We start from the raw sequence: 12713 nt of genomic DNA, 5'->3' as shown, positions 1-12713 counted from the left end.
ATGGGGTGGGTGCGGCAGCGGGGCGGAACCGGCTGTTCCCCGTCCCGCCTGCGCGGATACCCGTGCCGGATCCCTTGACGAGTCACTGATCGGGGGATTAACTCACGTCCTAAATTAAGCCATGAGGGGGCTTCCGAAGCCGAACGGTCGTCTCGGTCTCCGCACCTGCGGGCACCGGCCGCCGCGAAGCCCTCTCGGGGTTCTCGACTCCCGGAAAGGCACAGCTGGAGCCATGCGCAGCATCCGAGCCGCGGCCGTAGGCGCCGTCACCATGTCTCTCGCCCTCGCGGCCACGGCCTGCGGTGGCGGTTCGTCCACCGGGGGCGGGTCCAACGACTCCCCGAAGACGCTCACCTACTGGGCCTCCAACCAGGGCGCCAGCATCGAGATCGACAAGAAGACGCTCCAGCCGGAGCTCGACAAGTTCCAGAAGCAGACCGGCATCAAGGTCAAGCTGGAGGTCGTGCCCTGGTCCGACCTGCTCAACCGCATCCTGACCGCGACCACCTCCGGCCAGGGCCCCGACGTGCTGAACATCGGCAACACCTGGAGCGCCTCGCTGCAGGCGACCGGCGCGCTGCTGCCCTGGGACGCCAAGAACTTCGACAAGATCGGCGGCAAGGACCGGTTCGTCGACTCCGCGCTCGGCTCCACCGGTGCCGAGGGCAAGGACCCGGCGGCCGTCCCGCTGTACTCGATGGCCTACGCCCTCTACTACAACAAGAAGATCTTCGCCGACGCCGGCATCGCCAAGCCCCCGGTCACCTGGGACGAGCTGGTCGCCGACGGCAAGAAGATCCAGGCGAAGGGCAAGTCGGTCCTCGGCGCCGAGGGCGGCAACGTCTCGGAGAACATCCACCACGTCTTCGTCTTCGCCAAGCAGCACGGCGCGGACTTCTTCACCGCCGACGGCAAGCCCAACTTCACCGATCCGAAGGTCGTCGACGCGGTCAAGCAGTACGTCGACCTGATGGCCAAGGACAAGGTCATCCCGACCGGCGACGCCGAGTACGCGCAGAACCAGTCCGTCAGCGACTTCGCCAAGGGCAAGCAGGCGATGCTGCTGTGGCAGTCGGCGTCCGCCAACCTCAAGTCGCAGGGCATGAGCGAGAGCGACTACGGCATCGCCCCGGTGCCCGTCCAGTCCGGCACCCCCGGCACCGGTGCCCAGGTCAACTCGATGGTCGCCGGCATCAACATCTCCGTCTTCAAGAACTCCAAGAACCTCGACGGCGCGACGAAGTTCGTGAAGTTCATGACCAGCGACGACGAGCAGAAGATCCTCAACACCGCCTACAGCTCCATCCCGCCGGTCAAGGCCGCCCAGGAGGACGCCGCCTTCAACTCGCCGGCCAACGCGGTGCTCAAGAACACCCTCGCCACCTCCGCCGCCGCGCTTCCCCAGGTGGCCGCCGAGTCGCAGTTCGAGACCACCGTCGGTACGGCCGTGAAGAACCTGTTCGCCGCCGTCGCCGCCGGTCACGCCGTCACCACCGACTCCGTGAAGGCCGAGCTGGAGAAGGCCCAGCAGCAGATGCCGGCGGCCTGAACGCGATGACGACCACCACCACCGCCGTAACCGAGCCGGTGCGTGCGAACTCCCCCGGGACGGCGGGCGGCTCGGGCCGCCGTCCCGGGCGGATCCGCCGGATCGGACTGCCCTACCTGCTGCTCCTGCCCGCGCTGCTGCTCGAACTCCTCGTCCATCTGATCCCGATGGTCATCGGCGTCGTGATGAGCTTCAAGGAGCTGACCCAGTTCTACATCCGCGACTGGACCACCGCCCCCTGGAGCGCGTTCGACAACTACAAGATGTCGGTCGACTTCGACGCCCCGGTCGGCAAGGCCCTGTTGCACTCCTTCTTCGTCACCGTGACGTTCACGCTGCTGTCGGTCGGCCTGTGCTGGCTGATCGGCACCGCGGCCGCCGTGTTCATGCAGGACACCTTCAAGGGCCGCGGCCTGCTGCGCGCCCTGTTCCTGGTGCCGTACGCGCTGCCGGTCTACGCGGCCGTCATCACCTGGGTGTTCATGTTCCAGCACGACAACGGCCTGGTGAACCATGTCCTGCACGACCAGTTGCACCTCACCGACAAGCCGTCGTTCTGGCTGATCGGTGACAACAGCTTCTACGCGCTGCTGATCGTGTCGGTGTGGAAGGGCTGGCCGTTCGCCTTCCTGATCGTGATGGCCGGCCTGCAGAACATCCCGAAGGAGCTCTACGAGGCGGCCGCGCTGGACGGCGCCGGCATGTGGCAGCAGATCCGCCGCATCACGATGCCGTCCCTGCGCCCGGTCAACCAGGTGCTCGTCCTGGTCCTGTTCCTGTGGACGTTCAACGACTTCAACACGCCCTACGTGCTGTTCGGCAAGTCCGCGCCCGAGGCCGCCGACCTCATCTCCGTCCACATCTACCAGGCCTCCTTCGTCACCTGGAACTTCGGCACCGGCTCGGCCATGTCCGTGCTCCTGCTGCTCTTCCTGCTGGTGGTGACCGGCGTGTACCTGGTGTTCACCTCGCGCGGACGGAGGACCGCCGATGTCTAGCCCCGCCTCGCCCATGGCCCCGCCGCGCTCCTTCCTCTGGGCCCGGGGGATCTTCCTCACGCTGCTCACCGGGTTCGTGCTGATCCCCGTGTACGTGATGATCTCCAGCTCGCTGAAGCCGCTCGCGGACGTCACCAGCAAGTTCCGCTGGCTGCCCAGTGGCCTTACCATCCGTCCGTACATCGACATCTGGTCGACGGTCCCGCTCGCCAAGTACTTCGTGAACTCGCTGATCGTGTCGGTCGCGGCCACCGTCTGCTCGGTCGTCGTCGCGGTGTTCGCCGCCTACGCGGTGAGCCGTTACGAGTTCCGCGGCAAGCGGGTCTTCACGGTCACCGTGCTGTCCACCCAGATGTTCCCGGGCATCCTCTTCCTGCTGCCGCTGTTCCTCCTGTACGTCAACATCGGCAACGCCACCGGCATCGCCCTGTTCGGCTCCCGCGGCGGCCTGATCCTCACCTACCTGACGTTCTCGCTGCCGTTCTCGATCTGGATGCTGATCGGGTACTTCGACTCGGTGCCCAGGGACCTGGACGAGGCGGCGCTGGTGGACGGCTGCGGGCCGCTCGGCGCGCTGCTGCGGATCGTCGTACCCGCCGCGATCCCCGGGATCGTCGCGGTCGCCGTCTACGCCTTCATGACCGCCTGGGGCGAGGTGCTCTTCGCGTCGGTGATGACCAACGACACGACCCGCACCCTGGCCGTCGGCCTCCAGGGCTACTCCACCCTCAACGACGTGTACTGGAACCAGATCATGGCCGCCTCGCTCGTGGTGAGCGTCCCCGTGGTGGCCGGCTTCCTGCTGCTCCAGCGCTACCTCGTCGCCGGGTTGACGGCCGGCGCCGTCAAGTGAAACCCCCTAGTTCCGAAGCTTGTCGCGAAAGGAATTCCGTGACCATCGACCTCGCCGCACTCCCGCACGACTTCCTGTGGGGAACGGCAACCGCGGCGTACCAGATCGAGGGAGCCGTCGCCGAGGACGGCCGCGCACCCTCCATCTGGGACACCTTCTCGCACACCCCGGGGAAGATCGCGGGCGACGACAACGGCGACATCGCCTGCGACCACTACCACCGCTGGCGTGAGGACATCGGCCTGATGGGCCGGCTCGGCACCAACGCCTACCGGCTGTCGGTCGCCTGGCCGCGGGTGCGGCCCGGCGGCGACGGCCCGGTCAACGCCAAGGGCCTCGACTTCTACGACGAGTTGATCGACGCCCTGCTTGCGGCGGGGATCACCCCGTCGGTCACGCTCTACCACTGGGACCTGCCGCAGGCCCTCCAGGACCGGGGCGGCTGGCCCGAGCGGGAGACCGCCGAGCACTTCGCCGCCTACGCCTCCGTCGTCGCCGAACGCCTCGGCGACCGGGTCAAGCACTGGACCACGCTCAACGAGCCCTCCTGCTCGGCCTGGATCGGACACCTGGAGGGCACGATGGCCCCCGGCTGGACCGACCTGACGGCCGCCGTCCGCGCCTCCTACCACCTGCTCCTCGGCCACGGCCTGGCCGCCCAGGCGATCCGCGCCGCCGCGCCCGGCGCCGCGGTCGGCATCGTGAACAACCTCTCCACGGTGTTCGCCGCCTCGGACCGCCCCGAGGACCAGGCCGCCGTCCGCCGCCACGACGGGCACGTCAACCGCTGGTGGCTGGACCCGGTGCACGGCCGAGGCTTCCCGGCCGACATGGTCGAGACGTACGGCGTCGAACTCCCCGTGCGCCCCGGCGACCTGGAGACGATCGCCACCCCGCTCGACTGGCTGGGCCTGAACTACTACTTCCCGGCCTACATCGAGGACGACCCGAACGGTCCGGCCCCGTACGCCCGTTCCGTGCACCGTCCCGACGTGCCGCGCACCGGGATGGACTGGGAGATCGACGCGAGCGGCATCGAGACGCTGCTGCTGCGCCTGACGAACGAGTACGGCGCGCGCAAGCTCTACGTCACCGAGAACGGCTCGGCCTACCCGGACGTGATCCGCCCCGACGGCACGATCGACGATCCGGAGCGCCAGGAGTACCTGATCGGCCACCTCGCCGCCTGCGCGTCGGCGGCCCGCAAGGGCGCCCCGCTGGCCGGCTACTTCGCCTGGTCGCTGCTGGACAACTTCGAGTGGGCCTACGGCTACGACAAGCGGTTCGGCCTGGTCCACGTCGACTACAAGACCCAGGTCCGCACCATCAAGGGCACCGGCCACCGGTACGCGGACGTCATCCGCGAGCACCGGGGACAGGCCCGCCAGGCGGCCTGACCTGATCGGCGGTGGACGCGGTCCAGGGGAGTTCCGCGTCCACCGCGCCATCCCGCTCCTTTGCGCGCATGCACGACGGGCCGCGAACACCGCCCTCTGATCTGTCATGAACACAACATGTGCACCATGGACACTCAGGAGACCCGCATGCCGACCAGCGTTCCCCGCACCCTCCTGGCCGCCCTCGCGACGGCGGCCCTGCTCGCCTCGGGTCCGGTCCTGGCCGCCCCCGCGTCCGCCGCCGCGGCCGCCGTGACCTGGGACACCGACCGCGCGAACACCGCCTTCACGGCGAACCCGAACGCCGTCACCGCCTCCGGCAGCGAGAACGGCGGCACCACGCCCGGCCTGGCCTTCGACGGCAACGGCGGCACCCGCTGGTCCAGCAACTTCGCCGACGACGCCTGGATCCGCATCGACCTGGGCACCACCCTCCGCATCGACCGGGTGGTCCTCGACTGGGAGGCCGCCTACGGCAAGAGGTACGTCCTGGAGGCCTCGAGGAACGGCACCGACTGGACGCCGTTCTACACCGAGACCGCGGGCACCGGCGGCTCCGTCACCGCGAGCACCTACCCGCAGGAGGTCACCGGCCGCTACGTCCGGATGCGCGGCATCGAGCGCGCCACCCCCTACGGCTACTCCCTGTGGAACTTCAAGGTCTACGGTGGCGAACCCGCCCCGGCCTCCTCGGCCGTCACCAACCTCGCCCTCAACCACCCGGCGTTCTCCAACTACTACCAGCACGCGGGCAACTCGCCGGCCTTCGCCACCGACGGCGGCTGGCCCGCCGACCTCAAGGGCGACTCCACCCGCTGGTCCAGCGACTGGAACGCCGACCGCTGGATCTCCGTCGACCTCGGCGCCCGGTCCACGATCTCCTCGGTGGACCTCTACTGGGAGTCGGCGTACGCCGTGGACTACCTCCTCCAGGTCTCCGACGACAACACCAACTGGCGCACCGTGTACGAGCCGTCGGCCGCCCAGATCGCCTCCCGCCGCGCGAACGTCGCCGCCCCCGGGGACGCGGTGGGCCTGCACGACACCGTCACCCTCCCCTCCCCGGCCACCGGCCGGTACGTCCGGATGCTCGGCAAGGAACGCCGCAGCTTCTACAACCCGGCCCCCTACACGGCCCAGTTCGGCTACTCCCTCTACGAGTTCCAGGTCTGGGGCACCGGCGGCAGCGCGGCGGCCGCCTACCCCGCCCTCCCGGCCGACCAGTCCGGCGCCTACCAGACCACGTTCTTCGACGACTTCACCGGCAGCTCCCTGGACCGCTCCAAGTGGCGGGTGGTGCGCACCGGCACCGAGATGGGCCCGGTCAACGGCGAGTCCCAGGCGTACGTCGACTCGCCGAACAACATCGTGACGCAGAACGGCGAGCTGCTCCTCAAGGCGAAGTACTGCAAGGGCTGCACCCAGGCGGGCGGCGGCACCTACGACTTCACCTCCGGCCGCATCGACACCAACACCCACTTCGACTTCACCTACGGCAAGGTCAGCGCCCGTATGAAGCTGCCCGTCGGCGACGGCTACTGGCCGGCCTTCTGGCTGCTCGGCAGCAACGTCGACAACCCCTCGGTCTCCTGGCCGGCCTCCGGCGAGACCGACATCATGGAGAACATCGGCTACCCGACCTGGACCAGCACCGCCCTGCACGGCCCCGGCTACTCGGCCGACGGCAACATCGGCGCCCGCCAGACCTACCCGAACGGCGGCACCGCCGACCAGTGGCACACCTACGCGGTGGAGTGGACGCCGACGGGGATGCGCTTCTACGTCGACGACATCCTGGTCCAGGAGACCACCCGCAACAAGGTCGAGTCCACGCGCGGCCAGTGGGTCTACGACCACAACCAGTACGTCATCCTCAACCTCGCCCTGGGCGGCGCCTACCCCGCCGGCTGGAACCAGGTCACCACCCCCTACTGGGGCCTCCCGCAGTCCAGCGTCGACAGGATCGCGGCCGGGGGAGTGCAGGCGGAGGTGGACTGGGTGCGGGTGGAACAGAAGAAGTAGCGGCACGGGAGGAGCGGGGCGCGCGCGGACGGTGCGTCACCGCACGCGGTCGTTCCGCGCGCGGTGCGCCGGTCCCGCCGCCGGGCCGGGCGCGTCGATCGCGGGCGGTGACATGCCCTGACACGCCCGGACGTATCCGGGGGGCGGACGTACGCGGGGGTGGCCGGAGGTGCCGCACCGCACTGGACGGTCACCCCCACGGGCCCGGCCCGCCGTGAACGCGCCGTCCGCGCCGCGCGTATCTCCCCACCGTGGGAGGATCACTCACCATGAGTGCGTCACCGGCGGTACGGAGCCTGCGTGCCGCGGTGTTCGCCGCGGTGTGCGTGCTGCTGGCCGCCGCCGGACACGCGCTCGCCATGGGCCGGATGCCGCCGCTGTGGGCCGACGCGGCCGGGCTCGTCGCCGTGTTCGGCCCGGTGCGCGCCCTCGCGGGGCGGGAGCGCGGGCTCCCGGAGATCGCCGTCGGCATGCTGCTCACCCAGACGGGCCTGCACTTCGGCTTCGCCGCGACGACCCCCACTCCGCCGGGCACCATGAGCATGGCGGGCATGTCGACCGCAGGCATGTCGACCGCAGCCATGTCGGCACCACACATGTCGGCAGCACACATGTCGATGGGACACATGCGGATGCACGGCGATGCCATGGTGGCCATGGCGCAGCGGTATCCGCAGGCCCACGCCCTGACCGCGCACGCCACCCTCGCCCATGTGCTCGCCGCCCTGGTCGCATCCTGGTGGCTGCGCCGAGGCGAGGCGGCACTGTGGTCGCTGCTGCGCCGAGCGGTCGCCCTCGTACCCGGCCTGGCGGCCTGGTGGCGTGACGCCCCACTGCCCAGCCCGGCCACCGGCCCGCGCCGCGCCCCCGCCGGGCCGGCCCGCCCCCGCCGACTGCGCGCCCTGCGGCACGCGGTGAGCCGGCGTGGCCCGCCAGCCGTGATCCCGTACCCGGTCTGACACCCGCAGTACCGTCCACCCAGACTTCACCCGTACGGAGATCACTCACCCATGTCTGCCAACTCCGCCCTGCGCCGCGCCGGCGCCGTCACCGCGCTCACCGCCGCCTCGGTCCTCCTGGCCGCCGGCGTCGCCTCCGCGCACGTCACCGTCCACCCCGAGAGCTACGCCAAGGGCGCCACCGACGGCGTCCTGACCTTCCGCGTGCCCAACGAGGAGGACACCGCATCCACCACCAAGGTGCAGGTCTTCCTGCCCACCGACCACCCGGTCCTCGGCGTCCTCGTCTCCCCGCGTGACGGCTGGACCGCGAAGGTGACCACCACCAAGCTCAAGACGCCCGTCAAGACCGACGACGGCACGATCACCGACGCCGCCTCCGAGATCACCTGGACCGGCGGGAAGATCGGCGCCGGGCAGTTCGAGGACTTCGACGTGGCGTTCGGCCAGCTTCCCGAGGACACCGGCCGGCTGACCTTCAAGACCCTCCAGACGTACTCCGACGGCAAGGTCGTCCGCTGGATCGAGGAGGCCGCGGACGGCGCGGAGGAGCCGGAGAACCCGGCGCCGACGCTCGAGCTGACGGCGGGCGGCGGCGACACCGCCCCGACCGCGCCGACGAAGAGCAGTGCGAAGGCGACGCCGGCCGCGGCGGCCGACGCCAGCGACTCCACCGCGCGGGGCCTCGGCATCGCGGGCCTGATCGTCGGCGTACTGGGCCTGGCGGCGGCCACGTTCGCCTTCGTGCGTACGCGGGGAGCGCGGTCGTAGGCCTGGATTCATAGGCAAACGCCGGGTTGGCAAACGCCCACAGGTCAAGGCCGGTTGGCCAACGTCCGTGGGTGAACACAGGTTGGCAAACGCCGGTGGGCCAACGCCCGTGGGCAAGTGCCGCTAGGTCAGCGCCCGTTGGCAAACGCCCGTTGGCCAACCCTGGTAGGCCAACGTCCGTGGGTAAACGCCGGTTGGCCAACGTCCGTAGGCCAACACCCGTGGGTCAACGCCGGTAGGCCAACTCCAGTAGGCCAACACAGGTAGGCCACCCCCGGCCAACACCCGCAGGCAAACGGCAGGGCCCGGACCATCCCCCGGTCCGGGCCCCGCGTCGTGCTCGGTCAGTTCGTCGGGCGGATCACCGTACCGCCGCCGCCAGTTCCCGCATCTTCCGCTCCTCCGTGCGCACCGCGACCCGCGCCCTCGCTCCCGCGCGCACCGTCAGCCGCAGCCCGGCCGCCCGGGCCGCCCCCGGCCCCTCCTCCGTGCCCGCGGCCACCGCGGTCACCGCGGGCTTCGCCGCCGGCACCGTCTCCGTGTCCGGTGCCTCCGACCGCGCCCGCGCGGTACGCGAGTTGTGCCACAGCCAGATCACGTCCCGGCCGAAGGACCACACCAGGGAGCCGAGGGCCAGCAGTACCACGGCCAGGTTGGCCAGGTGGGGGAGCAGGTCCGCGCCCGCGAGGAGCAGGAAGACGCCCTGCACCGCGGCGACGGTCTTGCGGGCCATCGACGGCGGCAGCGCGGCGTTCAGCCAGGGCGCGACCTTGGCCACCGCGACGAACACGTAGCGCATCGCGCCGATCAGGAGTACCCAGGCGCCCAGTTGCGTGGAGACGTACACGCTCAGCACCAGGATGAGGAACGCGTCGACCTCCATGTCGAAGCGCGCGCCGAGGGCCGTCGAGGTACCCGTGTGCCGGGCCACCTTGCCGTCCACGCCGTCGAGGATGAGCGCCACGGCGGTCAGGCCGACCAGGAGCGAGACCGGCGGGGAGCTCTCGAAGGAGTCGGCGACCAGCGCCGTCACGCCGCCGACCAGGATCGCGCGGCCGAGGGTCACCCGGTTCGCGGGGCCGAAGGAGCGCGGGCGGGTGCGGTGCAGGGCCCGGGAGAGCACCGCCCAGGTGGCTATCGCGAACGCGAGCCCCGTCAGCCATCCGGCCGGCCCCATGCCGATCGCCGACCCGAGCAGGGCCAGCAACAGGATCTGTACGCCCGCTCCCACAGCGGTCTCCTGCTGGACCAGCCTGGCTTCGTATGTGTTGTTCAGGGCCACCGCACGTCCTCCGGCCGAGTGACAGAGTCGATCATCGCCGCGTACTGTGCGCGGCCTGTGCACTTCTCGCTGTGCACAACTCGGTACGTGAACAACTTCCCGATCGTTCAGGAGGAAGCCGATGAACCGCTCGGCCCGTGCGTTCTGGCTCCGCTCCCCGGGCCACGGAGAACTGCGTGACGTCGCCCTGGCGGAGCCCGCCGAGGGCGAGGTGCTGGTGCGCGCGCTGTACTCCGGGGTCAGCCGGGGCACCGAGACCCTGGTCTTCCGGGGCGGGGTGCCGGAGAGCCAGCACGCGGTGATGCGGGCGCCCTTCCAGGAGGGCGAGTTCCCCGGGCCGGTCAAGTACGGCTACCTGAGCGTGGGTGTCGTGGAGGCGGGCCCCGCCGAGCTGACCGGCCGTACGGTGTTCTGCCTGTACCCGCACCAGACGCGCTACGTCGTCCCGGTGAGCGCCGTGACGGTGGTACCGGAGCGGGTACCACCGGCGCGCGCGGTACTCGCGGGCACCGTGGAGACCGCCGTGAACGCGGTGTGGGACGCCACCCCGCTGATCGGCGACCGGATCGCGGTGATCGGCGGCGGCATGGTGGGCTGCTCGGTCGCCGCGCTGCTCGCCAGGTTCCCCGGCGTGCGGCTCCAGCTGGTCGACGCCGATCCGGCCCGCGCCAAGACCGCCGAGGCGCTGGGGGTGGACTTCGCGACACCCGAGGACGCTCTCGACGGCTGCGACCTGGTGGTCCATGCCAGCGCCACCGAGCAGGGTCTCAACCGCGCCCTGGAACTCCTCGCCCCGGAGGGCACGGTCGTCGAACTCAGCTGGTACGGCGACCGGCGGATCACCCTCCCGCTCGGCGAGGCCTTCCACTCCCGCCGCCTCACCGTGCGCAGCAGCCAGGTCGGCACCGTCTCCCCGGCCGCCCGCGCCGGCCGCGGTTACGCCGAACGGCTGACGCTGGCCCTGGACCTGCTCGCCGATCCGGCGCTGGACGCCCTGATCACCGGGGAAAGCGCGTTCGACGAGCTGCCGGAGGTGCTTCCGAAGCTGGCCTCCGGGGAGATTCCGGCGCTGTGCCACCGGGTCCGCTACGGCGATCCGCACTGACGCGACGTCCAATACGGTCCGCCAAGAGGTCCTGACCTGAGAAAAGAGTCAGAGTGGACTGAACGGCGGAACGCCAAGCGCCGTATTAAGGGCATCCCCCGGCAGGGATCCGCCGGGGGACCAGACGCGCCGCACCTGGAGGGTCGTCCGTTGTTCAGCATCACCGTCCGCGATCACATCATGATCGCCCACAGCTTCCGCGGCGAGGTGTTCGGGCCCGCGCAGCGACTGCACGGCGCCACGTTCCTGGTGGACGCCACCTTCCGGCGTGAACAGCTGGACGACGACAACATCGTCGTCGACATCGGTCTCGCCACCCAGGAACTCGGTGCCGTGGTCAGCGAACTGAATTACCGGAACCTCGACAACGAGCCGGACTTCGCCGGTGTCAACACCTCCACCGAGTTCCTGGCCAAGGTCGTCGCCGACCGGCTGGCCGAACGGATCGCGAAGGGCGCCCTGGGCGAGGGCGCCCGGGGCCTGGCGGGCCTGACCGTCACCCTGCACGAGTCGCACGTCGCCTGGGCGAGTTACGAGCGTGCCCTGTGACGGACGTGACCGTCGGCCGGCCACCGGCCCTGACCTACGTGCCCGCGCAGCGCGCGGCGACCACCGACCCGGCCGGCGAGAACGCCCCCGCGAACATCGGGATCCTCCCCATGTCCCTGCGCATCGTGCACTTCGTCATGCCCGGCGGTGTCGACGACACGGCCAACCCGAGCGGCGGCAACGCCTACGACCGGCGGGTCTGCCTGGACCTGCCCGGCTTCGGCTGGCAGGTCAGCAGGCACGCGGTGCCCGGTTCCTGGCCACGCCCCGACGCGGCCGGGCGGGACGCCCTGGCCCGCACCCTGCGGGGGCTGCCCGACGGCGCGGTCGTCCTCCTCGACGGCCTGGTGGCGTGCGGGGTCCCGGAGATCGTGGTCCCGGAGGCCGAACGCCTGCGACTGACCGTCCTGGTGCATCTGCCGCTCGGCGACGAGACCGGGCTGGACCCGGCCGTGGCCGCCGACCTGGACGCCCGGGAGCGGGCGGTGCTGCGTGCCGTGCCGGCCGTGGTGGCGACCAGCGACTGGGCGGTACGACGGCTGGTCTCGCACCACGGCCTGGCACCCGAACGGGTGCACGTGGCCACCCCGGGCGCCGACATCGCTCCCCTGGCCGGAGGCACCGACGGGGTCTCGCACCTGGTGTGCGTCGCCGCCGTCACCCCGCGCAAGGGCCAGCACCGGCTGGTCGAGGCGCTCGCCGCGGTCCGGGACCTGCCGTGGACCTGCACCTGCGTGGGCGGTCTCGGCCAGGACCCCGAGTACGTCGCCCATCTGCGGTCACTGATCGCCCGGCACGGCCTGACGGACCGGCTGCACCTCGTCGGCGCGCGCTCCGGCGCCGACCTGGACGCCAGTTACGCCGCCGCCGACCTGATGGTCCTCACCTCCTACGCCGAGACGTACGGCATGGCGGTCACCGAGGCCCTCGCCCGGGGCATCCCGGTGCTCGCCACCGACGTCGGGGGCCTTCCGGAAGCGGTGGGGAGGGCGCCCGACGGCGGGGTACCCGGCATCCTGGTGCCGCCGGAGGATCCCGCCGCGCTCGCCGCCGAACTGCGCGGCTGGTTCGGCGAGGCGGACGTACGCCGTCGCCTGAAGGCCGCCGCGCGCGGCCGGCGGGCGGCGCTCGACGGCTGGGCGACCACCGCGCGCAGCCTGGCCGGGGTCCTGCTGAGGCTCCCCGACGAACCCCGGAGGGCGGCATGACCGGCGACACCACGACGACC

Annotated in this window: 10 protein-coding genes and 1 pseudogene; 10 read left to right on the top strand and 1 reads right to left on the bottom strand. The window is 71.0% G+C overall.

Annotation, left to right across the window (positions count from 1 at the left end; genetic code table 11):
• Positions 1 to 232 precede the first annotated feature (232 nt).
• The 7 genes from ACFY3I_RS02105 to ACFY3I_RS02075 all read left to right on the top strand — a co-directional run bounded on the left by ACFY3I_RS02105 (position 233) and on the right by ACFY3I_RS02075 (position 8549).
• Complete coding sequence (locus ACFY3I_RS02105; RefSeq protein WP_365288433.1) at positions 233 to 1549, top strand: sugar ABC transporter substrate-binding protein; 1317 nt, start codon at positions 233 to 235, stop codon at positions 1547 to 1549.
• A gap of 5 nt (positions 1550 to 1554) precedes the next feature.
• On the top strand, positions 1555 to 2547 hold the full coding sequence (locus ACFY3I_RS02100) for a sugar ABC transporter permease (protein WP_365288435.1): 993 nt from the start codon (positions 1555 to 1557) through the stop codon (positions 2545 to 2547).
• On the top strand, positions 2540 to 3400 hold the full coding sequence (locus ACFY3I_RS02095; RefSeq protein ID WP_390858923.1) for a carbohydrate ABC transporter permease: 861 nt from the start codon (positions 2540 to 2542) through the stop codon (positions 3398 to 3400). The genes ACFY3I_RS02100 and ACFY3I_RS02095 overlap by 8 nt, the downstream gene beginning before the upstream one ends.
• A gap of 38 nt (positions 3401 to 3438) precedes the next feature.
• Complete coding sequence (locus ACFY3I_RS02090; RefSeq protein ID WP_390858922.1) at positions 3439 to 4797, top strand: GH1 family beta-glucosidase; 1359 nt, start codon at positions 3439 to 3441, stop codon at positions 4795 to 4797.
• A gap of 147 nt (positions 4798 to 4944) precedes the next feature.
• Positions 4945 to 6819 carry a discoidin domain-containing protein gene (locus tag ACFY3I_RS02085; protein WP_390859411.1) on the top strand — a complete coding sequence of 625 codons (1875 nt, stop codon included), beginning with the start codon at positions 4945 to 4947 and terminating at the stop codon, positions 6817 to 6819.
• 269 nt (positions 6820 to 7088) lie between these two features.
• On the top strand, positions 7089 to 7778 hold the full coding sequence (locus tag ACFY3I_RS02080) for a hypothetical protein (RefSeq protein ID WP_390858921.1): 690 nt from the start codon (positions 7089 to 7091) through the stop codon (positions 7776 to 7778).
• A gap of 51 nt (positions 7779 to 7829) precedes the next feature.
• Entirely contained in the window at positions 7830 to 8549 is a 720-nt protein-coding gene (locus ACFY3I_RS02075; RefSeq protein WP_390858920.1) for a YcnI family protein, read from the top strand.
• Between the two features lie 529 nt (positions 8550 to 9078).
• On the opposite strand, the pseudogene ACFY3I_RS02070 reads toward ACFY3I_RS02075, so the two are convergent.
• A pseudogene (locus ACFY3I_RS02070) lies at positions 9079 to 9831 on the bottom strand (CDP-alcohol phosphatidyltransferase family protein); the annotation flags it as partial.
• Between the two features lie 121 nt (positions 9832 to 9952).
• Between ACFY3I_RS02070 and ACFY3I_RS02065 the strand changes: the two are divergent.
• The 3 genes from ACFY3I_RS02065 to ACFY3I_RS02055 all read left to right on the top strand — a co-directional run bounded on the left by ACFY3I_RS02065 (position 9953) and on the right by ACFY3I_RS02055 (position 12693).
• A complete protein-coding gene (locus ACFY3I_RS02065; protein ID WP_390858919.1) occupies positions 9953 to 10936 on the top strand; it encodes a dehydrogenase in 984 nt (327 codons plus the stop codon).
• Between the two features lie 150 nt (positions 10937 to 11086).
• Entirely contained in the window at positions 11087 to 11485 is a 399-nt protein-coding gene (locus tag ACFY3I_RS02060; RefSeq protein ID WP_390858918.1) for a 6-pyruvoyl tetrahydropterin synthase family protein, read from the top strand.
• Positions 11482 to 12693: a glycosyltransferase family 4 protein gene (locus tag ACFY3I_RS02055; protein ID WP_390858917.1), complete on the top strand. Its 1212-nt coding sequence runs from the start codon at positions 11482 to 11484 to the stop codon at positions 12691 to 12693. Before ACFY3I_RS02060 ends, ACFY3I_RS02055 begins: the two co-directional genes overlap by 4 nt.
• Positions 12694 to 12713: the final 20 nt, after the last annotated feature.

It is taken from the genome of Streptomyces sp. NPDC001068, assembly GCF_042897315.1.
Lineage (GTDB): Bacteria > Actinomycetota > Actinomycetes > Streptomycetales > Streptomycetaceae > Streptomyces.
The sequence above is the reverse complement of the archived record's forward strand: the minus strand, read 5'-3'. Positions and strand labels throughout refer to the sequence as shown.